Source organism: Streptomyces sp. 2-1 (assembly GCF_048564895.1).
In the GTDB taxonomy this organism is placed as follows: domain Bacteria; phylum Actinomycetota; class Actinomycetes; order Streptomycetales; family Streptomycetaceae; genus Streptomyces; species Streptomyces phaeochromogenes.
Genome location: NZ_CP183383.1, coordinates 8,702,442 through 8,728,131 on the forward strand (window position 1 = coordinate 8,702,442; position 25,690 = coordinate 8,728,131).

General features: G+C 71.8%; 20 protein-coding genes. 6 read left to right on the forward strand and 14 right to left on the reverse strand.

Annotated elements, in window-relative coordinates:
* Positions 1–128: 128 nt before the first annotated feature.
* From ACN20J_RS38335 to ACN20J_RS38365, 7 genes are all read right to left on the reverse strand, one after another.
* Positions 129–1,415: a GAF domain-containing protein gene (locus tag ACN20J_RS38335; protein ID WP_419667675.1), complete on the reverse strand. Its 1,287-nt coding sequence runs from the start codon at positions 1,413–1,415 to the stop codon at positions 129–131.
* Between the two features lie 322 nt (positions 1,416–1,737).
* Positions 1,738–3,372: an acyl-CoA dehydrogenase family protein gene (locus ACN20J_RS38340; RefSeq protein ID WP_361991044.1), complete on the reverse strand. Its 1,635-nt coding sequence runs from the start codon at positions 3,370–3,372 to the stop codon at positions 1,738–1,740.
* An 85-nt stretch (positions 3,373–3,457) separates the two neighbouring features.
* Positions 3,458–4,447 carry a 2,3-diaminopropionate biosynthesis protein SbnA gene (gene sbnA / locus ACN20J_RS38345; RefSeq protein ID WP_189840681.1) on the reverse strand — a complete coding sequence of 330 codons (990 nt, stop codon included), beginning with the start codon at positions 4,445–4,447 and terminating at the stop codon, positions 3,458–3,460.
* A 62-nt stretch (positions 4,448–4,509) separates the two neighbouring features.
* A complete protein-coding gene (sbnB, locus tag ACN20J_RS38350) occupies positions 4,510–5,580 on the reverse strand; it encodes a 2,3-diaminopropionate biosynthesis protein SbnB (RefSeq protein ID WP_190227012.1) in 1,071 nt (356 codons plus the stop codon).
* Positions 5,577–6,581 (reverse strand): TauD/TfdA family dioxygenase, encoded by a 1,005-nt coding sequence (locus ACN20J_RS38355; protein WP_246574885.1) that lies wholly within the window; start codon positions 6,579–6,581, stop codon positions 5,577–5,579. Before ACN20J_RS38355 ends, sbnB begins: the two co-directional genes overlap by 4 nt.
* Positions 6,582–6,701: 120 nt before the next feature.
* On the reverse strand, positions 6,702–9,032 hold the full coding sequence (locus ACN20J_RS38360) for a non-ribosomal peptide synthetase (RefSeq protein WP_419667676.1): 2,331 nt from the start codon (positions 9,030–9,032) through the stop codon (positions 6,702–6,704).
* Positions 9,033–9,115: 83 nt separating this feature from the next.
* Positions 9,116–11,611 (reverse strand): Pls/PosA family non-ribosomal peptide synthetase, encoded by a 2,496-nt coding sequence (locus tag ACN20J_RS38365; protein WP_190227013.1) that lies wholly within the window; start codon positions 11,609–11,611, stop codon positions 9,116–9,118.
* An 802-nt stretch (positions 11,612–12,413) separates the two neighbouring features.
* On the opposite strand from ACN20J_RS38365, the gene ACN20J_RS38370 reads away from it, so the two are divergent.
* Positions 12,414–13,571, forward strand: a complete 1,158-nt coding sequence (locus tag ACN20J_RS38370; RefSeq protein WP_189840684.1) for a YihY/virulence factor BrkB family protein — start codon at positions 12,414–12,416, stop codon at positions 13,569–13,571.
* 79 nt (positions 13,572–13,650) lie between these two features.
* Here ACN20J_RS38370 and ACN20J_RS38375 read toward each other — a convergent pair whose 3' ends face one another.
* Positions 13,651–14,487 (reverse strand): NAD(P)H-binding protein, encoded by an 837-nt coding sequence (locus tag ACN20J_RS38375; protein ID WP_189840685.1) that lies wholly within the window; start codon positions 14,485–14,487, stop codon positions 13,651–13,653.
* 80 nt (positions 14,488–14,567) lie between these two features.
* Here ACN20J_RS38375 and ACN20J_RS38380 point away from each other — a divergent pair, with 80 nt between their 5' ends.
* Positions 14,568–15,503 (forward strand): AraC family transcriptional regulator, encoded by a 936-nt coding sequence (locus ACN20J_RS38380; protein ID WP_189840686.1) that lies wholly within the window; start codon positions 14,568–14,570, stop codon positions 15,501–15,503.
* A 10-nt stretch (positions 15,504–15,513) separates the two neighbouring features.
* On the forward strand, positions 15,514–16,248 hold the full coding sequence (locus ACN20J_RS38385) for a helix-turn-helix domain-containing protein (RefSeq protein WP_419667677.1): 735 nt from the start codon (positions 15,514–15,516) through the stop codon (positions 16,246–16,248).
* 102 nt (positions 16,249–16,350) lie between these two features.
* Here ACN20J_RS38385 and ACN20J_RS38390 read toward each other — a convergent pair whose 3' ends face one another.
* Complete coding sequence (locus tag ACN20J_RS38390; RefSeq protein WP_190227015.1) at positions 16,351–16,752, reverse strand: VOC family protein; 402 nt, start codon at positions 16,750–16,752, stop codon at positions 16,351–16,353.
* Between the two features lie 93 nt (positions 16,753–16,845).
* Positions 16,846–17,709: a LysR family transcriptional regulator gene (locus tag ACN20J_RS38395; RefSeq protein ID WP_419667678.1), complete on the reverse strand. Its 864-nt coding sequence runs from the start codon at positions 17,707–17,709 to the stop codon at positions 16,846–16,848.
* A gap of 93 nt (positions 17,710–17,802) precedes the next feature.
* Here ACN20J_RS38395 and ACN20J_RS38400 point away from each other — a divergent pair, with 93 nt between their 5' ends.
* Positions 17,803–18,543: an SDR family oxidoreductase gene (locus ACN20J_RS38400; RefSeq protein ID WP_419667679.1), complete on the forward strand. Its 741-nt coding sequence runs from the start codon at positions 17,803–17,805 to the stop codon at positions 18,541–18,543.
* On the opposite strand, the gene ACN20J_RS38405 is transcribed toward ACN20J_RS38400, so the two are convergent.
* Entirely contained in the window at positions 18,530–19,918 is a 1,389-nt protein-coding gene (locus ACN20J_RS38405; protein ID WP_190227016.1) for an amino acid permease, read from the reverse strand. The genes ACN20J_RS38400 and ACN20J_RS38405 overlap by 14 nt on opposite strands.
* A 186-nt stretch (positions 19,919–20,104) precedes the next feature.
* Between ACN20J_RS38405 and mmuM the strand changes: the two genes are divergently transcribed.
* Positions 20,105–21,061 carry a homocysteine S-methyltransferase gene (gene mmuM / locus ACN20J_RS38410; RefSeq protein WP_190227017.1) on the forward strand — a complete coding sequence of 319 codons (957 nt, stop codon included), beginning with the start codon at positions 20,105–20,107 and terminating at the stop codon, positions 21,059–21,061.
* Positions 21,062–21,090: 29 nt separating this feature from the next.
* Here mmuM and ACN20J_RS38415 read toward each other — a convergent pair whose 3' ends face one another.
* Positions 21,091–22,194, reverse strand: a complete 1,104-nt coding sequence (locus tag ACN20J_RS38415) for a LacI family DNA-binding transcriptional regulator (RefSeq protein ID WP_190227018.1) — start codon at positions 22,192–22,194, stop codon at positions 21,091–21,093.
* Positions 22,195–22,562: 368 nt separating this feature from the next.
* On the opposite strand from ACN20J_RS38415, the gene ACN20J_RS38420 reads away from it, so the two are divergent.
* Entirely contained in the window at positions 22,563–24,140 is a 1,578-nt protein-coding gene (locus ACN20J_RS38420; protein WP_419667680.1) for a carboxylesterase/lipase family protein, read from the forward strand.
* Between the two features lie 22 nt (positions 24,141–24,162).
* Here ACN20J_RS38420 and ACN20J_RS38425 read toward each other — a convergent pair whose 3' ends face one another.
* Both ACN20J_RS38425 and ACN20J_RS38430 read right to left on the reverse strand, forming a co-directional pair.
* The gene (locus ACN20J_RS38425) at positions 24,163–24,840 is read right to left on the reverse strand and encodes a ThuA domain-containing protein (RefSeq protein ID WP_419667681.1); all 678 of its coding nucleotides are present in this window, start codon (positions 24,838–24,840) and stop codon (positions 24,163–24,165) included.
* A gap of 91 nt (positions 24,841–24,931) precedes the next feature.
* Positions 24,932–25,624, reverse strand: a complete 693-nt coding sequence (locus tag ACN20J_RS38430) for a hypothetical protein (protein ID WP_308437151.1) — start codon at positions 25,622–25,624, stop codon at positions 24,932–24,934.
* Positions 25,625–25,690 lie beyond the last annotated feature (66 nt).

The window sequence follows — 25,690 nt, forward strand, 5'->3', positions numbered from 1 at the left end:
GTACGTCAGGGTGTGGCGAGTCCGGTCGAATACCCCGGAATAGGTCGAGGACGTTGTGTGTTGAGCCCCGGCCGGTGGAGGCTGGTCGCGCCCACACGGCGGAGCCGCCCACGCCACGCCCCACGCCTCTAAGGGGCGGCCCGCCTTGCCCTCAGCACTCCCGGTGCCGTCGAGTGGGGGAGCAGGTCCAGGGGGTCCGGCGGCAGGAGCGTCTGGACCTCCGCCGATTCGCAGAAACGATACGGCCGGTGGTCCAGGACCGCCCCCAGATATCGGCGTACGCGCGACATCTCGGCGCGTACGGTCACCGTGCGGGCGGGGTCGCCGAACAGGTCGTCGGCCAGGGCGGCGGCGCCGAGGCCGGTGCGGTGCAGGGCCAGGAGGTAGAGCAACTCGGCGTGCCGCGGGCTCAGTTCGTGGGTCCAGGTGCCGGTGACGCCCGTCACGGTCACCGACCAGCGGCGGCGCTGCGACAGGTCGAGGGCGATCCGGGTGGCGCCGCGGGGCGCGGGCTCCTCGTCCGAGGCGCGCACCAGCCAGCCGCCGGGCAGCGGTTCCACCGAGCACAGGCCGATCGTGGGCAGCCAGATCCGGTCCGTACCGATCGTGCTGGGCAGCGCGAGCCTTTCCACGTACGGCATACCGGTGATCGCGGCCGTCCAGCCGTCCTTGTCGACGGCGAGCGCGCGGCCGGTGACCCGGGCGAGCACCGGCGCGGCCACCGCGCGCAGCCGGTCGAGCGCGGTCAGGTGCTGCTCCCGCAGCCGCGCCTCGGCGAGTTTGGCCACCGAGTCGACCCAGGCGAGCGTCGCCGGGTGCATGGTCTCCCAGGGCCCGCTGATGTCCACGACCCCGATCATCCGGCCGTCGCGCGGGTCGGTGATGGGCGCACCCGTGCAGGTCCAGGCGGAGTGGGTGCGTACGAAGTGCTCGGCGGCGAAGACCTGGACGGGGCGGCGGGCGACGGCGGGCGTGCCGACACCGTTCGTGCCGACGACCTCCTCGCGCCAGTCCGCGCCGATCTCGAAGCCGAACCCGTCGGCCTTGCGCAGCACCGACCGGCTGCCCTCGCGCCACAGCACCCGGCTCTGCGCGTCCGCCACGACCATGATGTGCTGGGTGGTGTCCGCGACCGACAGCAGTCCCTGCCGCAGTACGGGAAGGACGTGCCGCAGCGGGGAGTCGCGCCGGCGCCGCTCGATCTCGTCGGGACCGAGCACCCCGGCCCGGAAGTCGTGGTCGGGATCGACGCCGGAGCGCAGCATCCGCCCCCAGGACTCCCCGATGACCGGCCGAGGGTCGAGCCGGGCGCGCTCTCCGGCCAGCGTCGCGTGGCGCACCTCGTCGAGCACCCGTGCCGCCTGCGCTGCGTCCACCGCGGCGAGCCGCGTCACGTCCATCGGCGAGTACACCACTGGGTCCTCCCGGAGAGCCTGAGCGGGCAACCGGCCCCGGCCGCCCGGCCGTGGGACCAGAAACCCGTACTGACTGCACGTCTCATAGTGCCGTCTGTCCGTCGCGGAGGGCGACACTCCGGACACGAGGGGGAGATTTCACGCAGGGTGCGGAGAGGTTGCAACCCCCTGCAACCCTGGTGAACTTCCGCCGTGTGTCCAAAAATTGGCGCAACGCCGCCTCGCGCGGTGTGCGTGCTCCGCTCAACGGGGCCATGGAACGGGGGTGGTGCCGTGTCGGCGCAGCACCACCCCCGTGCCCCGTACGTCAGTTGACGGCGGCTCAGGAAACGGGCCGCGCCCGCTCCACCACCGACCCGAGGTCCAGGGTGTGCGGCAGGGTCCCGAACGACGCTCCCCAGTCCCCGCCGAGGCGTGAGGCGCAGAACGCGTCGGCGACCTCCGAGGGCGCGAACCGGACCAGCAGCGAGCCCTGGAGGACCACCGCGATCCGCTCGACGAGCCGCCGGGCGCGTCCCTCGATGCCGTCCAGGTCGGCGAGTTCGGTCAGCAGGTTCTTGATCGCGCCGTCCAGCCGGTGGTCGGCGCCGCGGGCCTTGCCGACCTCCTGCAAGTAGGCGTTGAGGGCGGCCGGTTCGCGTTGCAGGGCGCGCAGGACGTCCAGCGCCTGGATGTTGCCCGCGCCCTCCCACACGGAGTTGAGCGGCGACTCGCGCAGCAGCCGCGGCATGCCCGACTCCTCCACGTAACCATTGCCGCCCAGGCACTCCAGCGCCTCCACCGCGACCGGCGTGCACCGCTTCGTCACCCAGTACTTCGCCGCCGGTACCGCGATCCGCAGGAACGCCCGCTCCTGCTCGCCCCCGTCGTCGTACGCGGCGGCCAACCGCAGCCCGAGCGTCGTCGCGGCCTCCGACTCCAGGGCCAGGTCCGCCAGGACGTTCCGCATCAGCGGCTTGTCGATCAGCCTGCCGCCGAACGCCTCGCGGTACGTGGAGTGGTGGACCGCCTGCGCGACGGCCTGCCGCATGAGCCCCGCCGAGCCGAGCACGCAGTCAAGGCGGGTCGCCGCGACCATCCCGATGATGGTGCGCACCCCGCGTCCCTCGTCGCCGACCCGGCGCGCCCATGTGCCGTCGAACTCGACCTCGGCCGACGCGTTCGACCGGTTGCCCAGCTTGTCCTTGAGCCGCTGGATGCGGAACACGTTCCGGGTGCCGTCCGCGAGGACCCGCGGCACCAGGAAACACGTCAGCCCGCCGGGAGCCTGCGCAAGGACCAGGAAGCCGTCCGACATCGGCGCCGAGCAGAACCACTTGTGGCCCGTCAGCTCGTACGTCCCGTCCTCGGCCAGCGCCCGCGCGGTCGTCGTGTTCGCGCGTACGTCGCTGCCGCCCTGCTTCTCCGTCATGCCCATCCCGAAGAGCACGCCGGCCTTCTGCCCGGCGGGCCGCGGATCCTGGTCGTAGACCATGGACGTGAGCCGGGGCTCCCACTCGGCGGCGAGCGCCGGGTCGGTGCGCAGCGCGGGCACCGCCGCGTGCGTCATCGACAGCGGGCAACCGTTCCCCGCCTCGACCTGCGTCCAGACCACGAAGGCGGCGGCGCGCCGCACATGCCCGCCCGGCCGTGACCACGCAGCGGTCAGGCCCGCCGAGACCCCCTTGCCGAGCAGCCGGTGCCAGGACGGATGGAAGTCGACCTCGTCGACCCGGTTGCCGTAGCGGTCGTGCGTGCGCAGCTTCGGCGGGTTCTCGTTGGCCAGCGCCCCCCACGCCTGGACCTGAGCCGATCCGGAGGTCAGCCCGAGGGCCGACAGATCGCCGTGCGCCTCGTCGAGCAGCTGTGGGTCGAGGTGCCGGTCGACCGCCTCGACGAGGGCACGGTCGGCGTTGAAGACGTCGTACGAGACCAGTGGCGGAGCCTGGTTGGTCACGGTGTGGGTGCTGGCTGCCATGTCTGCGAACCTACCCCTCGGTACGGCGGTCGTCACCAAACTCCCGCCGCACCGGAGCGCGCCCCTTTGCGCCCAGCCGTACAGGTCAGGCGGGATGTGACAGGGCGGCCAGTTCGCCGGAGCCGCCGAGCGTGTCCTCGCCGTGCACGTTCACCCCCCAGCCCGGGCGGTGGACCGTGTCGAGGTAGCGCTCGCCGAGGTCCGGGGCGATCGCCACCGCGGTGAGGTTGCGCCGTCCGTAGCGGGCCAGCCAGTCGGTCGCGCCGCTGACCACCGTGCCGGTGGAGCCGCCGAACAGGAAGCCCCGGGCGGCCAGCCGGCGGCAGGCACGCAGGGTGTCCGGCTCCGGAACGTGCACCACGTCGTCCACGTAGGACTCGTCGAGCAGCGGCGGACGGACGGCCATGCCCAGACCGGGGATCATCCGGGGAGCGGGCGGCCCCCCGAACGTGACAGAGCCGACGGTGTCCACGGCCACGATCCGCACCCGGCGCCGCTGCTGCCAGAACCAGCGCGCGCAGCCCATCAGGGTGCCGGTGGTGCCGGCCCCGACGAACAGCACGTCCAGATGCGGGAAACGGCGGGCGATGGCCGGTGCCGTGGTGCGGTAGTGCGCGCGCCAGTTGCCCTCGTTGGCGTACTGGTTGAGCCAGACGTACCGGTCGTCCGAGGCGCACACCGCGCTCACGTACGCGATCCGCGCGCCCAGGAAGCCGCCGTGCAGATCGGGTTCGTCGATCACATGGACGACGCTCCCCAGCGCCTCCATCATCCGCCGCGTCGCCGGATTGCAGCGTGAGTCGGTCACGCACAGGAACCCGTAGCCACGGCTCGCCGCGATCATGCTCAGCGCCACGCCGAGGTTCCCGGACGACGACTCGACCATGACGGACCCCGGTCGCAGGGTGCCCTCGCGCTCGGCCGCGTTGACCATCTCGGTCGCGGCCTTCAGTTTGACCGACCCGGCGAAGTTGAACCCCTCGCACTTCAGGAAGAGCGGCAGCCCCAGTGCCGCCCGCAGGTCGACGTAGAGGTCGTCCTCGTTGAACTGTGTGGGCTCGGATATGACGGGCATGATGTCCCCCCTCTTTCATGCGGCACCGCGCTCCGCTCCTCGCGTGGCGCGGTGCCCGCCGGTCAGCCGTACCGGCGCAGTTCGTGGAAGAAGCCGTCGACGACGTGCGGCTCGCCCCTTCGGGCCACCTCGTCGTGGACGAACTTGCCGACCGCGAGGTCGAGGACCCCGAGGCCGAAGGGCGAGAACACCACCGTCCGGTCCGCCGGTACGGTCACCCGCCCGCAGAGCACGTCGTCCAGCGTGCCGTCGAGGAAGTCGCGGCCACCGGTGAGCTGTTCGGCCAGATGCGGTGACGTGTCCGCCTTGAGGCAGTGCTCGACGTCGTCCACGAAGTTGGCCGAGTCGAGCAGGATCTCCGGCGCCAGGTCGCGCAGCGACACATGCAGTACGAGCGGGGCGTGGGAGAACCACGCCGGGTCGTGGATGTGCGGCTTGGCCGCGACGGTGGCGAAGACCAGCAGGTCGCTGGAGCGGACCAGCGACTCGGCACTGTCGTGCACGGTGATCCGGCCCTTGGTGCCCGACCGCTCCAGATAGCCGCTGAAGCCGGCCGCGCTGTCCGCGGACAGGTCGAACACCCCGGTCTCCTCGAACGACCAGCCGGTGGCGGCCAGATGGGTGTGGATGTAGCGGGCGATCAGGCCCGTCCCGACGAACCCGACCCGGGTGGGCCGGACGCGGTCGCGGCTGAGCCGGTCGGCCGCGAGGGCCGCCGAGGCCGCCGTCCGGGTGGCGCTGATGATCGAGCTCTCCAGGCACGCGAACGGATAGCCCGTGTCGTGGTCGTTGAGGATCAGCACGGCCGAGGCGCGTGGCAGACCGCTCGCCGTGTTCCCGGGGAAGCTGGAGACCCATTTCAGGCCGTCCACCCCCACCGGCCCGCCGATCGAGGCGGGCAGCGCGATGATCCGGGACGACGGACGGTCCGGGAAGCGCAGGAAGTACGACGGCGGGTTCACCGAGTCGCCCTCGCCGTGCAGCCGGTACACGGCCTCCACGAGGTCGACGATCTCGGACTCCCGCCCGTGCAGGGCCTCGTGGACCTGGGTGCCGGAGATGACGGAGAACGGGGGAGGCGTCAGCGCCCCCGGTTCCGTGGCGGTCGTGCCGTTCTCGTCCGTGGTGGTCATGCGGCCCTCACTTCGATGGTCGGTGCGCAGTCGGTCAGCCGGACCGGGTCGCCCAGGGCGGCGAGCACCTCACGGGGCCCCTCGAAGGGCTCCCTGCTGTGCGCCGTGCGGATGTTGTCGACGAGCAGCAGGTCACCGGAGTGCCACGGCTCGCGTGCGGTGTGGGCCCCGTACACCTCGTTGATGATCAGTACGACGTCCTCGTCGACCGGATCGCCGTTGCCGTAGCGGGTGTTGAAGGGGAGTCCGTCGGAGCCGTAGACGTCCACCAGGTACTCGCGCACCTCCGGGTCCATGGTCCACTCGTTGAGGAACGCGATCTGGTTGAACCAGCAGCGCCGCCCGGTGACCGGGTGGCGGACCACGGCGCTGCGGCGCTGGCGGGTGCGCAGGGAGCCGTCGCTCTGCCAGGCGAACTCGATGGCCTGCGCCCGGCAGTAGTGCTCGACGGCCGCGCGGTCCTCGGTGCCGAAGGCCTCGGAGAGGCTCGCCCCGATCTCGTCGTTGTACGTCCGGGTGAGCAGCCAGCCCTCCCGCTCGAACCGGGCGGTGAGCGAGGCGGGCAGCGCGTCGAGCACGGCCGGCGCGTCGGCGACCGCGGTGGCGCCGCCCTGGTCGGGGGCGTCGAGGCAGGCGTAGAGCATCAGGCCGGGGAACTCCAGCGCGTAGCTCAGCTCGTGGTGCATGCACATCTGCTGGTTCGGCGGCCACTTGGACGAGGAGTAGACACCGTCCTCGTAGGTCCGCCGTGGCGCGAAGGACTCCCGGTCGGGCATCAGGGTGGTCGCCAGCCGGCGGAAGACGGCCGCGGTCGTGTCCGGGTCGCGCAGCCCCAGGCCGCGGACCAGCAGGCTGCCGTGCTCGGCGACGACGGCCCGCAGCGCGTCACGGTGTTCGGCCGCCCAGCCCGCGGTGTCGCCCGCGGCGTCGGCGCGCAGGATCGGAGGGCTGCCGGGGCGCAGGTCGACGTCCGGTAGCAACGTCGGAGATGAAGACGACATCAGGTGCTTCCTTTCGGCCTTGCGGTGTTCGGTCGTGCGGGTGTGCGGTGTTCCGGTCATGGGTGTCGTCGGTGCCTTCGGTTCCGTCTCTTCCGTGTGGTCGGCGTGGTCGGCCGTGGTTCAGGAGGGGGCGGGGGTGTCCAGGAGCCCCGCCAGGTCCGCGAGGACGGGATGACGTGTGACGTCCTTGAGGGTGATCGCCCGGTCCAGGGCGATCGCGAGCTTCACCGCCGCGAGCGAGGTGCCGCCGCGGTCGAAGAAGTGGTCCCGGCGGTCGATCCGGTCGCCGGGGATGCCGAGCACCTGGGCCCAGGCCGCCGCCACCCGGCGCTCGCTCGCGGTGCCGGGCGCGTGCGTGCCCCGACCGGCGCCCGAACCGTTCCCGGAGGCGTCGAGCTCACCGGCGAGCCCGGTCAGCGTCTTCCGGTCGGTCTTGCCGTTGGCGGTCAGCGGCAGGCTCTCCCGCCAGTGGACGGCCGAGGGGACCATGTACGCGGGCAGCGACACGGCGAGCCGCTCCCGCACGGCCCCGGAGTCGAACCGGGCGGACCCGGCGCAGAACGCCACAAGCCGCGTGCCGCCCACGACCACCACGGCGCCGTCCCGGACCCCGGGCACCCGCAGCAGCGCGTTCTCGATCTCGCCGATCTCGATACGGAATCCGCGGATCTTGACCTGGCTGTCCCGTCGGCCCAGGAACTCCAGCTTGCCGTCGGGCAGCCAGCGCCCGTGGTCACCGCTGCGGTAGAGCCGCTCACCCGGGCGGTACGGGTCGGTGGTGAACGCCGCCCTGGTCCGATCCGGGTCGTTGACGTACCCGCGGCCCACACAGACACCGGAGAAGACGATCTCGCCGGGTGCCCCGAGGGGTACGGGGGACAGGTCCTCGTCGACGACGTACACCCGCACGTTGGCGACCGGCCGCCCGAGCGGGACGCGGTCCTGGTCCGGCACCCGGGACATGACCTCGTGGTTGGTGTCGTCCGAGGTCTCGGTCAGCCCGTACGCGTTGACCAGCCGGATGCCGGGCTCGGCCGCGAACCAGCGCTCGACGAGCTCCTTCTTCACCGCCTCCCCGGTGACCGACACGCAGTGCAGGTCCGGCAGTTCGCGCGGGCGCTGCTCCAGCTCGGCGAGCACGGCCTCCAGATACGACGGGACCACCTGGAGGACGTTGACCCGGCCGCCGGTGATGGTGTCCACGAACCGCGGGACGTCCAGGATCACCTCCTGTGCGACCAGCAGCGTCCGGCCGCCGACCAGGAGTGCGGAGACCAGCTGCCACAGCGAGATGTCGAAGCACTGGGGCGCGGTCTGGGCGACCACCTGGCCCTCGCCGACGCCCAGGTCGTCGAGCTTGGCGTGGACGTGGTTGAGGAACCCGGCGTGCTCGCACATCGCGCCCTTGGGCTCGCCGGTGGAGCCGGACGTGAAGTAGATGTAGGCGAGTTGGTCCGCGGCGACGGGGACGCCGAGGTCGCTGTCGGGGTGGTTCTCCGCGTAGGCCGTGTCGACGTGCAGGACGCGGGCGTCGGTGTCGGCCCCGTCCAGGGTGGTGGTGCTGCCGTCTTCCGTCAGGACGAGTTCGCAGCCGGCGCGCGCCAGGGTGGCCGCGATGCGCTCGGCGGGGAAGTGCGGCTCGATGGGCAGATACACGCCGCCCGCCTTCAGGACGGCGAGGACGGCGGCCATCCAGTCCAGGTCGCGCTCCATGACCACGGCGACGACGTCCTCGCGCCGCAGTCCGCGGGTCAGCAGGGCCCGACCGAGCTGGTTCGCCCGGGAGTTGAGCTCCTGGTACGTCCACTCCTGGTCGCCCTGCACGGCCGCGACGGCGTCGGGGTGGGCCAACACCCTTGCCTCGAACAGCTCGTGGACCCGGCGGTCCGGCAGCTCGCGGTGCGGGCCCGCCAACCCGTCGAGCTGGAAGCGGAGTTCGTCGTCCGACAGCAGACTCTGCCGGCCGGGCTCGGCGTCCGGGTCGGCGGCGAGCTGGGTGAGCGCGGTGAGGTGGTAGCCGGAGATCCGGGCGGCGGCGTTCGCGTCGAGGACGTCGGTGCGGTAACGCAGGCGCAGGGTGTGCTCCTCGAACGCCACGTTCAGCACGGTGTCCTCGGGGCCCCGCCCGCCGTGCGGATCGAGCACGGTCTCGAAGGCGGCCGGTTCGTCTTCCGCCCCCTGCGCGGCCAGGTCCGCCCCGGCCTCGCGTATCTGGTCCAGCAGGTCGTGCCAGGAGCCGGTGCCGACGGTCAGCGGGCACGGCCTCGGCCGCTCGCCCTTCGCCGCCACGTATCCGACCGTCACCTCGCGCTCGCCGGACAGCGCGGCGAGGACCCGTGCGTGTGCGGCCAGAAGAGCGCTGGGTTCCCGCGACAGCCCGTCGGGCAGCGGGACTTCGTACTCCGCGGTGCCCGGCACCGGGTCGAGCGTCCACTTCGGGATCGTTTCCATGGTCTTGCTTCCCCCTGTTGTCCTTCTTGTCCGTGCCGCTGAGCTCGTCCGTGCCACTCAGCTCGTCCGGTGCCGCGGAGCTGTCAGGAGCGCCGCCGAGCGACCGCCGGGTTCCCGCCCCAGTGGGCCCCCGCGGGCACTTCCTCGCCCTTCATCAGGAAGGAGTCGGCGGCGAGTACGGCGCCGTCGCCCATCGACGCCCCGTAGTGCACGAGCGCGCCGACGCCGAGCGTCACGCCGGCGCCGATCTCGATGTGGTCGGACTTGAACGTGCCGTCCTCCTGCGAGTGCGACTGCACCTTGCTGTGCGCGCCGAGCGTGCTGTCGCTGCCGATGGCGGTGAGCGTCCGCTCGGTGATGTAGGCCCCGTCGTCGAAGACCCGGCGGCCGATACGGACCCCGAGCAGCTTCCAGAGCAGGTTCTTGAACGGGGTGCCGTTGTAGATGGCGATGTGTGTGTCGGGGATCTTCCAGAGCCGCTCGTGGCGCCAGAAGAGCGGGTCGTAGATGGAGTGCAGCCGGGGCTCCAGCGGACGGAACCGGCAGATCAGCCGCTCCACCAGCACGTAGTAGCCGGTGGTGAAGGCGAGGCCGACGATCAGGGACGCGCCGATCAGCAGACCGCCCGCGGTGCCGAGATCCCCGTACAGGTCGAAGGCGGCGAAGCCGAGGACCGTGAGCGCGAACCAGTCGAACCACCGGATGAACAGGAACAGGCCCATGGTGCGCAGGTTGTGCCGGTTCTTCGCGGCCAGACGGCGGCGCAGCTCGTCGCCCTCACGGAGGTGGTCGAAGCGGGTGTCGCGCTCCACGGTCCGCGGGATCTCGAAGGGCGGCGAGCCCAGCAGGCCGACCCCCTCACGGATCTCGCCGTCGAGCGGGACCATCACCTTCGTCGCGAGCAGGCAGTTCTCGCCCGTGCGGCCCCCGGCGGGATAGGCGATGTGGTTGCCGAGGAAGTTGCGCGCCCCGATCGACGTCCGCGAGACGCGGAACGACGTGCCGGAGAACTCGGCGTTCATGATCGACAGCCCGTCGGCGACCATCGTGCCGCTGCCGACCGTGGCCAGGTACGGCGTCTCGTGCCCCACCTCCGTGCCGAAGTTGGAGCCGGTCTGCTCGACGTGCGAGAGGTCGTATCCGAGCGCCCGCAGGTAGTGGACGATGTACGAGCTGTCCCCGCACAGCCACTTGAAGAACTTCACGTTGGTCAGGCGCGCGACGGCCCGCTGCACCGAGTAGTGGAAGCCGTAGAGCGGATAGACCCGGTCCGGTTCGAGGACCAGGTTCAGCAGCCGCGGCAGTACGGACACGGTGGCGAAGCCGATCAGGATGAAGCCCACGAAGAGCGCCAGCGACAGACCGAGCGCCTCGGCGTAGAACCGCGCCGACGTGATGTGCTGCGACTCCCGGTCGAGCAGCACCTCAAGCGAGGGCGCCACCGTCAGCAGCATGTACGTACCCCCGACGAGGAACGGAACGTAGAGGAACAGCGTCTGCAGCACGGTGGCCAGTCCGTAGCCCACCCGCCGCGCGGTGCCGCAGTCCGCGGGCGCGACCCGTACGTGGTCGACGTCCGTGCGCTGGGCGGGGGAGCCGTGCCAGTGCTGCCCGTCCGGCACCGATGCGCCGCCGTACAGCGCGGACGAGTGGCCGAGCTGGGAGCCGTCCCCCATGGAGGTGCCGATGTCGAGGACGGTCTTCTCGCCGACGAAGACGTCCCGGCCCAGGGTGACCGGGCCGGTGCGTATCCGGCCGGCGTGCGCCTGGTAGCAGAGGAAGTAGGAGTCCTTGCGGATGACGGTGCCCGCGCCGACGGTGAACAGGTCGGTGCAGACCGGGACCGAGGGGGAGAGGATCGTGACGCCCTTGCCGATCTTCGCGCCGAGCGCCCGCAGATAGAGCACGTAGAGCGGGTTGCCGGCGAACAGGACCATCGGGTTGGCGTGCAGCAGCACCTTGACGGTCCAGAAGCGCAGATAGGCCAGGCTCCAGACGGGGAACTCGGTCTCCTTCCAGCGGCCGACCAGCACCCACTTGGCCACCACCGGCAGCGCGCACACCCCGACGAAGACGGCACCGCCGAAGAGGGCCGACCGCAGGTAGACGTCCACCACGCCGTCGCCGGCCGAGACCCAGTCGTACCCCTGAGCGGTGACGAGCCCGGAGAGCAGGCAGTACGCCGCGAAGGCCAGGAACTGGAGTGCTCCGCACAGGACGTACCGTGCGGTGCTGCCCGGCGGGGGCGGCTCGGCCGGTTCGGGCTCGGGCGCCGGCGGCTCGTCCGGGACCACGGCGAGCGCCGCCGCGAGCCCCCGGATCGTCGGGTGGCCGTAGACGTCGCGCATCGACACGGCCGGCAGGTCGGGGTGCTTCCTGACCCGGGCGCAGAAGTGGGCCATCACCAGGGAGTTGGCGCCGAGGTCGTCGAAGAAGTGGCTGTCGACGGGGACCCGCTCGACGCGTACGACACCGGCGAGCACCTCCGCGAGGACGTGTTCGGTGCCGTTCGCCGGGGCGTGGGTGGTCAGGGAGCCGGCCGGAGCGGCGGTCGTGATCTCACCCGGATTTACCACCACTTGATCTCCTTGCTGATGATTGCTGCTACTTGTTGGCTGTTCGGAGTGATTGGTCCTCCGGATGGGAATACGAAGGAATCACGCCCGCAGTTTCATCGGGAAGCCGAATTGGCTATGCCTGAGGCGTGGGTGAACCAGGGTGATTCCGATGTGATTCCGGTGTGCCGGAAGGAAGAGTTGTTCCGGAAGAAAGGCTCGGGCCGGAAGGAAGAATTGTGCTCAATGAAAATGGGATGGCAGACGAGTGGATATTGTTCGTCGAGTTTGCCGGAGTGTCTGGAGTGGCCGCGTGAAAAGGTGCAGAGCAGCACGGCATGATCCGCGTGGTTCCCACGCGGATCACGGGTAACGCGGCTGTGTCGGGCCCTGGTCCAGGCCTTTCTGAGTCCCCCGTGTCGTGGTGCACTGAGCCGTCCCCACGTGCCCAGCGGAATGCAATCCGAATTGTTTCTGTGTGCTCATGAACGGGTCAAGGGCGTTTCGCCCTATGGCGCTTTCTCGCCGTTCGAACCTTCATTGATTTCACCCTTGAGCCGTCCCCTCCGTACGCGCGACCGGGGAACTCACTTTATGGATGGCGTATATACTGCTGCGCGTTCCGTTTCTGGAGGGCGACTGATTCGGCCAACGCGGTCATGACAGAAAGCCGGTTCGATTTTCCTTTACGATTTCTGTCGGGTTGCTGCCGCTTTTCTTTCGTATGACGGAACCGGGAGGGGCGGGAGCGTGCCGCCGGGCACCTAGGACCCGGTCGTGGTACCGCGGGATGAGTGCGACCTCGCACGGCGGATACCTTTAGGGCGTGCAGCCAGCAAGTGAACCCCCTCAGAGCGCGTCCGGCCGTCTCCATCGGGCCCGTGCCCTCTATCGGAACGTCTCCAAGCGCAGGACCGCCTGGCTGCTGATCAAGGACACCGTCAACTCGTGCATCGAGTACCGGATCCTCGGACTCGCGGCGGAGGCGGCGTTCTTCACGCTGCTGTCCGTGCCGCCGCTGCTGCTCAGCATGCTCGGCCTGCTCGTCTACGTGGACGACTGGACCGGCGCCGACACCATCGCCAGCGTGGAGACCAACCTCCTGGAGGCGTCCCGCACGATCCTCACCGACAAGGGCGTCACACAGATCGCCGAGCCCGTCCTCCACGACGTCATGGAGGGCGGCCGCCCCGACGTCATCTCCCTCGGCTTCCTGTTCGCCCTGTGGTCGGGCTCGCGCGCCGTGAACGTCTTCATCGACACCATCACCGTGATGTACGGCCTCGACGGAGTACGCGGCATCGTCAAGACCCGGCTCGTGGCCTTCGCGCTGTTCCTCGCGGCACTGCTCATCGGCTCCATCGTGCTGCCGCTGGTCGTCGCGGGCCCGGACGCCGTGGTGAACGTCGTCCCCTGGTCGGAGAACGTCGTACAGGGTTTGTACTGGCCCGTCGTCATCGTGCTGTCCATCGCCTTCCTGACGACGCTGTACCACGTGTCGGTACCGGTGCGTTCGCCCTGGGTCGAGGACGTGCCGGGCGCCCTGGTCGCCCTCGCCATGTGGGTGCTGGGCAGCTTCCTGCTGCGCATCTACCTGACCAACACGGTCGAGGGCCCCAGCATCTACGGTTCCCTGGCCGCGCCCGTCGCCGTGCTGCTGTGGATCGGGGTCTCCGCCTTCGCGGTCCTCGTCGGCGCCGCCGTCAACGCGGCAATCGACCGGGTCTGGCCGGCCGCGGCCACCGCCGCCGCGCGTGCCGTCAACGAGCGGCTGCGCGCCGAGCAGGCCGCCGACCTCGTCGCCCGCGCCGCGGCGGCCCGGGCCCACCTCGCCGACGACCCGGACGACCCCGACATGCCCTCCGAGTTCCCGGAGCGCTGGTCCCGCTTCCTCCCCCCGGAGGACGTGACCTCCCGGCTGCGGTCGCACGCGAAGACCACACCCAAGAACGGCGACGAGGCACCCCCGCCCCAGTCACCGTGACGCGACGCCCCCGCCGCAGTGACCGCGACGGGGGCGCCAGGGGGAGCCTTCTGAACTTTCGGAGGTACGCGGGCGGCCCTCAGGCCTTCCACACGCCGGTCGCCGCGAGCTCGCGCGCGAAGTCCGTGAAATCGCGCGGCGCGCGCCCCAGAACCTGCCGGACGGTCTCGGTCGACCGGGCGTTGCCGCCGTCGAGCAGCCCGTCGAAGACCTCCTCCATGAACGCGACCTCCTCGGGCGGCAGCCCGAACCCGGCCAGGATCGCCCCGTACTCCTTCGTCGACACCGGCAGATAGCGGATGTCCCGGCCCGCCGCGGCGGAGATCTCCGCCATGGCCTCCCGGAAGGTGAGCAGCCGCGCCCCCGTGATCTCCAGGGTCCGGCCCGCGTACGAGGAGTCCGTCAGCGCCTTCACGACGACGTCCGCGAGGTCCCGGGTGTCGATGAACGGCACCTTCACCTCACCGGCGGGGAACACGAACTCGCCGCTCTGCACGCCCTCCAGCAGCAGGCCCTCGCTGAAGTTCTGGAAGAACCAGTCGGCCTGCACGACCGTCCACTCGGCACCCGACTCCCGCAGCGCCCGCTCGGCCGGCTCCGCCTGCCGCTCGCCGCGCGCCGACAGCATCACCAGACGACGTACGCCGAGCTCCTGGGCCAGCCGCGCGAGGGCCGCGATGTTCTCCGCGGCACCCGGGGCGCCGATGTCCGGCGTGTACGCCAGATACGCAGCGTCCGCGCCGCGCAGCGCCTCCGCCCAGGTCGAGGAGTCGTACCAGTCGAAGCGCACCTCGCTGCTGCGCGAAGCGGCCCGTACATCGAACCCGGCGGCCTTCGCGGACTCCGCCACCTGACGCCCCGTCTTGCCCGAGGCCCCCGTCACCAACACCGTCTCGTTCCGCGTGTTTTCCGTCATGAGCCCAGTCAACGGCCCCGCGCCGAAAGGGAACATCGCTGAAGCTCTCGTTCCCATAAGGGCGCGTCTACCCTGAGGACATGGACGCACTCGCAGGCCTTCTGGAAGGTCCACGCGCGCGTGGCGCCTTCATGATCCGAGCGTGTTTCGAGCCGCCCTGGTCCCTGCGCATCGAGGACCGTGCCCCGCTCACCGTCATGCTCATGGTGCGCGGGCACGCCTGGATCATGCCCGAGGAGGGGGAGCGGGTGCGGCTGCGGGCCGGTGACCTCGCCATCGCGCGCGGACCTGACCCGTACACCTGCGCCGACGACCCGTCGACCGCGCCCCAGGCGGTGATCCTGCCGAACCAGGTGTGCACGTACCCGGACGGCCGTTCCCTGAAGGGCCGGATGGACCTGGGCGTCCGCACCTGGGGCGCGCGGATCGACGGCTCGATGGTGATGCTGATCGGGACGTATCCGATGCACGGCGAGGTCAGCGGGCGGCTGCTCGACGCGCTGCCGGCGCTCCTGACCCTCCCCTCCGACGTGTGGGAGTGCCCGCTCACCCCGCTGATCATGGAAGAGATCGTGCGGGACGAGCCCGGCCAGGAGGTCGTCCTCGACCGGCTGCTCGACCTCCTGGTCATCGCCGCACTGCGGGCCTGGTTCTCCCGCCCCGAGGCCGAGGCGCCCGCCTGGTACCAGGCGCTGGCCGACCCCGTCGTGGGCCGGGTCCTGCGCCTCCTCCAGGACGACCCGGCGCACCCCTGGACGGTCGCCTCCCTCGCCGCGAAGGCAGGCGTCTCACGGGCCGCGCTCGCCCGCCGCTTCAGCGAACTCGTGGGCGAGCCCCCTATGACATACCTGACCGGCTGGCGCCTCGCCCTCGCCGCCGACCGGCTGCGCGGCACCGAGGACACCCTGGAGGCGATCGCCCGCCACGTCGGCTACGGCAGCGCCTTCGCCCTGTCCAGCGCCTTCAAGCGGGTCTACGGGGTCAGCCCCCAGGAACACCGGACGAGGGCGGCGTAGCGTTTTGCCTGTGGCGGAGCCGTACGTGGACGAGTCGGAAGTGGCTGTGTCGCCGGACCCGTACCGGGAGTGGGCGGCGCGGCTTCCGGGCGCGGTCGTGTGGACCCGTACCGCCGTGCCGGGCGACTCGGCGCCGGTGCTGCCCGACGGGTGCATGGACCTGTTGTGGACCGAGGGGCGGCTCTTCGTCGCCGGGCCCGACACCCGCGCGTACGTGAGCGTGGCGCCCGGCGGCACCCGGTTCGCGGGCGTCCGGTTCTTCCCCGGGACGGCGCCCGCCTATCTCGGCGTCCCGGCCCACGAACTGCGCGACCGGCGGGTTGACCTCGCCGATCTGTGGGGCGCGGGGGCCGTCCGGCGGCTGACCGAGCGGGTGGACGCGGCGGCCGATCCCGCCGCCGCGCTGGAGGCCCTGGCCGTGGCACGGGCGGGCGATGTCGATCCGCCCGAACCGTGGGTGCGGGGCGCTGTGGCGGCGCTGTCCGCGGGACGGTCCGTCGCCGCGGTCGCGGATGCGGTGGGGTGGAGCGAGCGGCAGTTGCACCGGCGGGCGAGGGACGCCTTCGGCTATGGCCCGAAGACGCTGGCTCGGGTGCTTCGCCTGCAGCGGGCACTGGGGCTGGCGCGGGACGGGGTGCCTCTGGCGGACACCGCCGTGCGGGCCGGGTTCGCCGATCAGGCTCACCTGGCGCGTGACGTACGGGAGTTGGCGGGGGCGCCGTTGGGGGAGTTGCTGCGGCGTTGAGGTTGTGGGGTTTGGGGTGGGTGGATGGGTGCGGGTCGGGTGGGTGCCGGTCGCGCCCGCGGCGGAGCCGCACATGTCACAGCCCCGCGCCCCTATGGGGCGCTACGTCGTGCTGCTCAGCGGAGCGAACAGGTCCACGCCGTTGCCGTCCGGGTCGCGTACAACTGCGTAGCGCATGCCCCAGTCGGCGTTCCAGGGCTTGAGTTCGGACTCGTAGCCGGCCGCCACCAGCTCCTCGTAGGTGGCGTCCACGTCCGCGGGGCTGTCGCACGCGAAGGCCAGGCCGACCCTTCCCTCGCCCGTCGGCGGCTGCCAGCCGGGGTGGAAGGAGCGGATCGTGTCCTCCGTGTCGAGGGCGAAACGCAGGCCGCCGGGCAGGTCCGCCTCGACGTGCGGCTGCTTCTCGGAGCCCTCCGGGAATTCGAGTCCCAGGCGGCGGTAGAAGGTCAGGGAGGCGGCCATGTCGGAGACGACGAGGCCGATGAGGTCGAATCGTGGAGTCATGGGGCCACCGTAGGGAGGGCGGCGGACGGCGGTCTTGAACGAATCGGACAGGGCCCTGTGCGACAGCAGCACGGTTTCAGGACGACGTGCAGGTCATAGCCGCGTGGCCGTGCGGATCAGGCCGGCGAGGGCCAGGGAGCGGCTGTGGGCGGGCCAGGCGATGTGGGTGACGACCGGGGGCGCGTCGGTCAGGGGGACGGCGGTGTGTTCGGACCAGAGCCAGGCGCGGGCGGAGTCGGGGAAGACGGCCACCGTGCGGCCGAGGGCGATCAGTTGGGCCAGCTGCGTCTGGTCCTGGATCTCGGGGCCCGGGCCGGGTGCGTACGTGCCGTGGCGGGACCAGCGGGCGAGCGGAAGGTCGGGGATGTCGCTGACTTCGGCCAGGGTGAGGGTCCGGCGCGCGGCCAGGGCGTGGCCGGCCGGGAGGACGGCGATCTGGCCCTCGGTCAGCAGTTCCTCGCTGTCGAACCCGGCCAGGGAGTTGAACGGGGCGTGCATGAGTGCCACGTCGGCTCGGCCGTCGCGCAGCATCGCCTCCTGGTCACATGTGCCGCTCGGCAGCACCTCGATCTCGGCGGCGTCGGGCTCGGCCGCGTAGGCGGCGAGGAGTTTCTGCAGCAGTTCGTGTGACGCGGCTGCCTTCACCGCCAGCACCAGGCGGTTGCGGGGGCCGCCCGGACCGTCGGCGCCACCTGCGCGGCGGGTGCGGCGAGCGGCGGCGGTGGTCGCGTCGAGGGCCGCACGGCCCTCCTGGAGCAGTACCTCCCCGGCACTGGTGAGGCTGACGCCGCGGCGGTTGCGTACAAGGAGGGAGACGCCGAGGCGCCGCTCCAGCTGCTGGATCGCCCGGGACAGCGGCGGCTGGGCCATGCCGAGGCGCTCGGCGGCGCGGCCGAAGTGCAGTTCCTCGGCGACGGCGACGAAGTACCTCAACTCCCGGGTCTCCAAGGTGTCCACGGCCACAGCGTAGCCCGGTGATACCCGCCGGGTATGACAGGACGCCGGATCGGTGTTGGATGCGCCGGTCGTCCGCGAGCGAGCATCAACGGCATGAGCGAAACGAAGATCGCGCTGGTCACCGGCGCGAACAAGGGAATCGGGTACGAGATCGCGACCGGTCTGGGCACCCTCGGCTACCGAGTGGGCGTGGGGGCCCGCGACGAGGTCCGGCGCGAGAGTGCCGTCGAGAAGCTGCGCGCCGCCGGGGTGGACGCGTTCGGGGTTCCGCTGGACGTGACAGCCGACCTGAGCGTCACCGAGGCCGCGGAACTGGTCGAACGGCGGGCCGGGCGTCTGGACGTCCTGGTCAACAACGCCGGCATCTCGGGACCGCCGACGGGTCAGGGGTGGGCGCAGGACCCGACCGCGCTCGACCTGGACGTGGTCCGTACGGTCGTGGAGACCAACGTCATCGGTGTCATCCGGGTGACCAACGCGATGCTGCCGCTGCTGCGTCGCTCGACGTCGCCACGGATCGTCAACGTGTCCAGTTCCGTCGCGTCCCTGACCCGGCAGGCGGACCCGGACATCGAGATCGGCCCCGTCATGGCGGCCTACTCGCCGTCGAAGTCGTTCCTCAACGCAGTCACCGTGCAGTACGCCCGGCAGCTCGCCGACACGAACATCCTGATCAACGCCGCCTGCCCGGGCCTGGTCGCGACCGACTTCACCGGCTTCCAAGGACCCCGCACCCCCGAGCAGGGCGCGGCCACGGCGATCCGCCTCGCCACGCTGCCCGACGGCGGCCCGACCGGTTCGTTCTTCGAGGACGACGGCGTCATCCCTTGGTGACCCCGGACGACCGCCCGCCCTCGGACCGCCCCCGCAGCCACACGTACACGGGGATCCCGGCGAACAGGAACAACACTCCCTGGTAGACGGCCGCATACCCGGCGCCCGCGATCAGCCAGAACGAGAAGGCGAAGGAGAGGGCGGCGACGATCAGATCGCGTGCCAGGCCCGCGGGGCGGACGCGTTCGCGGGTGCCCTGGGCGAGCCAGTACAGCTGGGCCGCGGCCGACAGGAGATACGGCACGCACCCGGTGAAGGTGGTGATGAGGACGAGTACGCGGAACGTGGTGTCGGGTCCCGCCGTGTAGTTGAGGCCGATCAGGACCGTGCCGAGCGAAGCGCAGGCAAGGACACCGAACCCGGGGACACCGCCCTTGCCCACGCGGGCGAACCTCGCCGGGAACAGCCCGTCGCGGGCGGCGGCGTATGGCATCTGGGCGCTCATCAGGATCCACCCGTTGAGGCAGCCGACCATCGAGGCGACGGCGACGACCGCGATGAGTGTGCCGCCCCAGTGGCCGCCGGTCATCGCGTCGACGGCGTCGGCGAACGGCGCTCCGGACTCGGCGAGTTGGCCGTGCGGGACGAGCCCGAAGACCGCGACTGTACCGAGGAGGTAGACGAGTGCCGAGCCGAGCGTGCCCAGCACGCTCGCGCGGCCGACCGTGCGCTCCGGGTCGCGGACCTCGCCCGCGCTCATCGCTGCCGACTCGACGCCCAGGAAGCTGTAGAGGAGCAGCGCGGCGGAGGCGGCGAGCGCGCCGGACACGCTGTCGCCGGAGGCGTTGAACGGGCCGAAGTTGTCGGTGTCGATGAAGAAGAGCCCGACGGTGGCGACCAGGAGCAGCGGCACGAACTTCAGGATCGTCGACACGATCTGCACCCCGCCGACCCAGCGGGTGCCCGCGAAGTTCGCGGCGGCGGGCAGCCACAGCGCGCCCGCCGCCACGGCCGCCTCCAGGGCACGGTTGCCGTCCAGCGGCAGCAGCACATCGGCGTATCCGACGGTCGCCACCGCGAGCGCGGCGATGCTGACCCAGGTCATGGTCCAGTACGACCAGGCCGACAGAAAGCCCGCGAACTCGCCGAACGCGTCCCGCGGATAGACGTAGAGGCCGCCGGTGACCGGGCTGCGGCGCGCGAGTTTCCCGAAGAGCAGGGCCAGCAGTACCGCGCCTATGGACAGGACGACGAAGGCGAGCAGGCTGACCGTGCCGTACGGGGCGACGGTGGCGGGCAGCACGAAGATGCCGCCCCCGATGATGTTGCCCATGACGAGGGCGGTGGCGGCGGCGAGGCCGAAGGTGCGGCGGGGCGCGGCCGGGGCAGGACCGGGGCGTGTTCCACCGGCCTCGGTGGTGCTGGGGGCAGTCATGGCACTTCCGGATTCCGTGGGGACGCGCCGCATCGCGTCCGGCGGCCACGGCGACGCCGGTCGACGCACTGCGGCGTACGGGGGTGGGGAGGCCGTGATCGTAACCCCGTATCCCACATGGTGGGCAATCTGTTCACACGCTGGACACGCTGGGGCATCCGCCACGCCTTCGACTAGCGTCGTGACATGAGCAGCCACACCGACCGCGACACCACCCGCGACTCCTCTCCCACCGCCCCGCGCACCCTCGCCGAGGCGCTCGCCACCGGCACCGTCGTCCTGGACGGCGGTATGTCCAACCAGCTCGAATCGGCCGGGCACGACCTGAGTGACGAGTTGTGGTCGGCGCGGCTGCTCGCCGAGCGGCCCGAGGCGATCACCGAGGCGCATCTGGCGTACTTCGAGGCCGGCGCGAACGTGGCGATCACCTCCAGCTACCAGGCGACCTTCGAGGGCTTCGCGGGGCGCGGCATCTCCCGCGAGCGCGCGGCCGAACTGCTCGGACTGAGCGTCGAACTCGCCCGCGAGGCGGCCCGGCAGGCCGGGGCGAAGGGCGTGCGCGAACCGCTGTGGGTGGCGGCGTCGGTGGGCCCGTACGGGGCGATGCTCGCGGACGGTTCGGAGTACCGGGGCAGGTACGGGCTGAGCGTCGCCGAACTGGAGGCGTTCCACCGGCCCCGCATTGAGGTGCTGGCCGAGGCCGGTCCTGACGTCCTGGCCCTTGAGACCGTGCCCGACGCCGACGAGGCACGGGCGCTGCTGCGAGCCGTGCGCGGGCTCGGCGTACCGGCGTGGCTGTCGTACAGCGTCGCGGGGGGCCGGACCCGGGCCGGGCAGCCGCTGGAGGAGGCCTTCGCGCTCGCCGCCGACGCCGACGAGGTGATCGCGGTCGGCGTCAACTGCTGCGCCCCCGACGACGTGGACGCCGCGGTGGAGACCGCCGCCCGCGTCACCGGCAAGCCGGTCGTCGTCTACCCGAACAGCGGCGAGACCTGGGACGCCGAGGCACGCGCCTGGACCGGCCGCTCCACCTTCACCCCCGAACAGGTCGGCGGCTGGGAGCGGGCCGGGGCCCGGCTGATCGGCGGGTGCTGTCGGGTCGGGCCGACGGCGATCACCGGGATCGCGGAGGCAGTCGGCTGACTCGACTCAGCTCGCTCAGCTCACTGGGCTCACTCGATTCGCCCAACGCGCCCAACGCGCCCGACTCCCTCGATTCGCTCGACCCCGCGCGAGGGCGGGGCGGGTCGGCGGGGTGCCGTGCTCGCCCGTACCACCAGCCGCGTGGACAACTCCGTACGCGTCCCCTCCGGCTGCTCGCCCGCCATCATCCGCACCAGCAGGCGCAGTGCCGTCGCCGCCATCTCGGCGAGCGGCTGGCGGACGGTCGTGAGGGCCGGTGAGGCCCAGTGGGCCTCGGGCAGATCGTCGAAGCCCACCACGCTGACGTCGTCCGGGACGGACAGCCCCCGCTCGGCCAGCGCCCGGTACGCGCCGAGGGCCATGCGGTCCGAGCAGACGAAGACGGCCGTGGGCGGCTCCGGCAGGTCGAGGAGTTCCAGCATCCGCCGGTGCGCGGCGCTCTCGTCGAAGTTGCCGTAGCGCAGGTACTCGGGTCGGTGGCGCAGTCCGGCCGCCGCGAGGGCCGAGCGGTAGCCGGCGACGCGCGCGGTGCTGCACATCTTGCGGCGGTAGCCGGCGATGACGGCGACGCGTTCGTGGCCGAGGGAGAGCAGATGCTCGGTGGCGGTCACCCCGCCGTGCCAGTTGGCCGCGCCCACCGAGACGACTCCGGGCGGCGGCTCCAGCACCGGATCGATCAGCACGAACGGGATGCGGTGCTGGTCCAGCCAGGCGTACTGGGACGCGGTCAGCTCGGAGAGGTTGAACAGCACCCCGGAGGAGCCCCGCGTGGACAGCTTGTCCAGCCAGCCGCGCTCCGGCCGCCCGCCCCGGGTCCGGGTCAGGCCCGCCGAGACCACCACCTCAAGGCCCGCGTCGTGCGCCGCCTCCTCCACGCCGTGCAGGATCGAGCCCGACCAGGAGTTCTCCAGAGAGTGGACGACGAGGTCGACCAGACCGGGCGACTTCACGGCGTCGAACCGGGGTCTGCGGACGTAGCCGAGCCGGTCGAGCGCCTCCGTCACCCGGCGGCGGGTCTCCGGCGCCACGTCCTCCCGGCCGTTGACGACCTTGGAGGCCGTCGGTACGGAAACGCCCGCCTCGCGTGCCACGACCGCGAGGGTCGGCCCGGCCACGCTTCCGGTACGCACCATGGAAGCCCACCTCTCCAGGCCCCGTCCCGAGGGCCGTCGAAAGTTTCGGGTAGAAAGCGCTTCCTACAGTAAGGCCGCGGTGACACGCCGTGGAAGAGCCGGTATTCAACGGAATCCCGCGGAGCCGAAACTTTCGAAATGTCGAACACGCAGGTCCTGGGCGGGTTGGCCGTGTCGCCGGCCCTGCCGGACGGACGGCCGCACGGCGGATTTCGCGCTTCAGGGGACCGTCCTGAACTGGCCGGAAGCAGCTCTGGGGCTGCACCGGGACAGCTCCGGGACCGCCCTGGGGCTGCGTGACACAGGGGATGTGTGATGCGCTGAGGGGGCAGGCCCTGTGGTTCCCGCTCAGGTGAGGAGATGGTCGAATGACCGAGGGTCCGGTGGTCAGCACCCCGTACGGTGCCGTCCGAGGCCGTTACGAGAACGGTCTCGCCGTGTTCCGAGGCATCCCCTACGCCGCCCCTCCCTTCGGCCCCCGCCGCTTCCGGCCGCCCGTCCCGCCCGAGCCGTGGGACGGCGTGCGCGACGCGGGTGAGTTCGGGCCGACGCCGCCCAAGCCCCCGTACTCCGAGGCCTTCGCGAAGCTGCTCGCCGACCCGGTCGTGCCGGGCGACGACATCCTCAACCTGAACGTGTGGACGCCCGAGCCCGGCCCGGGCGCCCGCCTGCCCGTCATGGTGTGGATCCACGGCGGGGCGCTGACCCGCGGCTCGTCGGCGGTCCCGGTGTACGACGGCCGGTCCTTCGCCCGCGACGGCCTGGTGTTCGTCTCCCTCAACTACCGCCTGGGCGTGGAGGGTTACGGCCTCTTCCCGGACGCCCCCGCCAACCCGGGCCTGCGCGACCAGCTCGCCGCGCTGGAGTGGGTGCGGGACGCGATCGCCGAGTTCGGCGGTGATCCGGACCGCGTGACGGTCTTCGGCGAGTCGGCGGGCGCGATCAGCATCGGTGCGCTGCTGGCGAGCCCGCACGCCCAGGGGCTGTTCCGGCGGGCCGCGCTGCAGAGCGGCCCGCCCGAGGTGACGGAACGGGACAAGGTGCGGCGCCTGGTACGGCGGATGGCCACGCGGCTGAAGATCCCCGCGACCGCCGAGGCGTTCGCCGCAGTCGACCGGGCCGCCCTGGCCGAGGCGCAGGCCGAGGTCGGCCGCCGTGCCAGCCCGGTCCTCGGGGGTCCCGCGTTCGGCATCGTCGTCGACGGCGACCTCGTGTCACGCGACCCGTTGGAGGCGCTGCTCGACGGCGGCGCGGCCCGGGACGTCGACCTGCTGCTGGGCTGGACCAGCGAGGAGTACCGGCTGTGGCTCGCGCCCACCGGCCTCCTGGAACGCATCGACCGGCTCGGCCCGGTCGCCCTGGCCGGCGCGATGGCCCGCTGCCGCTGCGGCCCCGAGGTCCCGCGCGGCTACCGGCTCGCCCATCCCGACGCGAGCACCGCCGACCTGGTGGGCCAGCTGGTCACCGACCATCTGCTCCGCGTACCACTGCACCGCCTGGCCGACGCCCACCCCGCACCCTCGTACGTCTACGAGTTCGCCTGGCCCTCCAACGTCCCCGGCCTAGGCGCCTGCCACGCCCTGGAGCTCGGCTTCGTCTTCGACACGGCCGACGTGCCCGAGGCGGCGAAGCTCGCGGGGCCCGGGGCGCCGCAGTCTCTCGCGGATGACATGCACTCGGCGTGGGTGCGGTTCGCCGTCGAGGGGGATCCGGGGTGGCCGATGTGGGACGACACGCATCCGGTACGGGTCTTCGGGGCGGGGGAGCCCGCGGTCGTGCACGGGCCGCGGGATCGCGAACTCGCCTTGTGGGAGGCCGAGTTCGCCGCCTCGGAGATCACGGCCGACCCTGCCGACCCAACCGACCGGAAGACGCATAGGCCGGGCGCGGTGCCGTTGTCGGTCGTGCGGCGGCTTCGGCGGCCGGGAGGCGTGCGGCGGGGGTGACGACCGAGGGGCCGCTCGCCCCTCACGGAGTGCGGATTCGCCCCGCCCAGCCGATTCCGCCGAGCAGGTGCTGCCGGAAGTCCGGGTCCTCGTAGGCCTCCGAGGCATGGCCGAGGGCGGTGTAGAAGACCCGGCCGGCGCCTTGTTCGCGGCACCACACGAGCGGATGGTCGGCGCCCATGCCGCCTCCCTCGTACGAGGATTCGTCGGCGGAGACGAGCACGCGCACCGAACCTCGCGGGTTCGTGCGGAAGTCGTACCACTCGTCGGTGAACTCCCAGACGGCGGGCAGATGTCGGGTGGCGGGGTGACCCCGGTCCTCCACCACCGCCTTGCCCGGCTGGTGCTCGGGGTGCCGCGCGAACCTGGCCCCGAGCAACTCGCCGTAGTAGGGCCAGTCGTACTCGGTACAGGCCGCCGCGTGCACCCCGACGAAGCCGCCGCCCGCCTCGACGTACGCGGCGAGGTGCTCCCGGCCGACGGGCGTCAGGATGTCGCCGCTGGTGGAGAGGAAGACGACGGCGGCGTACGGGCCGACGGGGGCGTCGAAGAAGTCGGGGGCCTCCGTCGCGTGGACGGTGAAGCCGTGCGCGGCCCCGAGCGACCGTACGGCGGCGATGCCGTCGGGTATCGACTCGTGGCGGTAGTCCGTGGTGCGGGTGTGGACGAGGACACGGGGTTCGAGGTGCTGCGCTGCCATGGGGCCCGACTCTATGGCGCGCCGGCGCGCGGGGCGGAGGGCCGGGGGAGCGGGCGGGACTTCGAAATTTTCGGTCCGGCGGGCCGGTCGCTCAACCCGACGCGCCCACCTCGTTGTTGGGTGCCCCGTCGCCGACCGGCGGCAGGTCCCCGCGCTCGACCGGCTCGGTGGCGGTGCCCTCGGGCGCCGGTGGCAGGAGGGCGGTCAGTTCGGCGGCGTCCGGGTGGTGGGTCGCCTTTGCGGCCTTGCGCAGCACGGCGCGGTCCAGCCGCTTGGCGTCACCGACGAGCCGGATCACATGGCCGTCGCGGGGTACGGCGTACTCGTGCCGGCCACCGGCCTTCCGGTACCAGGCGTCCCCGTCCCGCTCACAGGCGACCGACTCGTCCGACCCCTGGCCCACTTGGGTCTGCGGGCAGTTCTCCGCGGTCAACGTGCCCCGGTCCACGTAGAGTTCGAGCTGGGCGTGGGTCTTCTGGGAGAAGTACGCGGCATGGAACCCGTCGCCTCCGAGCACCCCGACCGACTGCTCGGCCACGGCGAACCCCGGGGCCTCGGTGACATAGACGAGTTCCGGCGCGATCCCCAAGGCCCCTGCACGGGCGGCGAGTTCGTCGGGATCAGCGGGATCGGCCGAGCTGCCCGTGCCCTTGTCGGCACCTGCCTTGCCCGTGCCGGTATCGGCCGTGCTGCCAGTGTCGGCACCGGCCCCCGCCTCCTCCGTACCGCAGGAAACGAGCAGCAGGGGCAGGAGCAGCAGCGGCAGGACACGTACGGCACGCACGGCACGAATCATGGGAGCCATCCTGCCGCACGGGTGTTCCCCTCCGGTGCGATTGGCGGCTGTAGT

Coding starts and splice junctions, on each gene's coding strand:
- ACN20J_RS38340 (WP_361991044.1), bottom strand. CDS start 3,372: ATGGCAGCCAGCACCCACACCGTGACCAACCAGGCTCCGCCACTGGTC.
- sbnA (WP_189840681.1), bottom strand. CDS start 4,447: ATGCCCGTCATATCCGAGCCCACACAGTTCAACGAGGACGACCTCTAC.
- sbnB (WP_190227012.1), bottom strand. CDS start 5,580: ATGACCACCACGGACGAGAACGGCACGACCGCCACGGAACCGGGGGCG.
- ACN20J_RS38355 (WP_246574885.1), bottom strand. CDS start 6,581: ATGTCGTCTTCATCTCCGACGTTGCTACCGGACGTCGACCTGCGCCCC.
- ACN20J_RS38360 (WP_419667676.1), bottom strand. CDS start 9,032: ATGGAAACGATCCCGAAGTGGACGCTCGACCCGGTGCCGGGCACCGCG.
- ACN20J_RS38375 (WP_189840685.1), bottom strand. CDS start 14,487: ATGACGGAAAACACGCGGAACGAGACGGTGTTGGTGACGGGGGCCTCG.
- ACN20J_RS38380 (WP_189840686.1), top strand. CDS start 14,568: ATGGACGCACTCGCAGGCCTTCTGGAAGGTCCACGCGCGCGTGGCGCC.
- ACN20J_RS38390 (WP_190227015.1), bottom strand. CDS start 16,752: ATGACTCCACGATTCGACCTCATCGGCCTCGTCGTCTCCGACATGGCC.
- ACN20J_RS38400 (WP_419667679.1), top strand. CDS start 17,803: ATGAGCGAAACGAAGATCGCGCTGGTCACCGGCGCGAACAAGGGAATC.
- ACN20J_RS38405 (WP_190227016.1), bottom strand. CDS start 19,918: ATGACTGCCCCCAGCACCACCGAGGCCGGTGGAACACGCCCCGGTCCT.
- mmuM (WP_190227017.1), top strand. CDS start 20,105: ATGAGCAGCCACACCGACCGCGACACCACCCGCGACTCCTCTCCCACC.
- ACN20J_RS38415 (WP_190227018.1), bottom strand. CDS start 22,194: ATGGTGCGTACCGGAAGCGTGGCCGGGCCGACCCTCGCGGTCGTGGCA.
- ACN20J_RS38420 (WP_419667680.1), top strand. CDS start 22,563: ATGACCGAGGGTCCGGTGGTCAGCACCCCGTACGGTGCCGTCCGAGGC.
- ACN20J_RS38425 (WP_419667681.1), bottom strand. CDS start 24,840: ATGGCAGCGCAGCACCTCGAACCCCGTGTCCTCGTCCACACCCGCACC.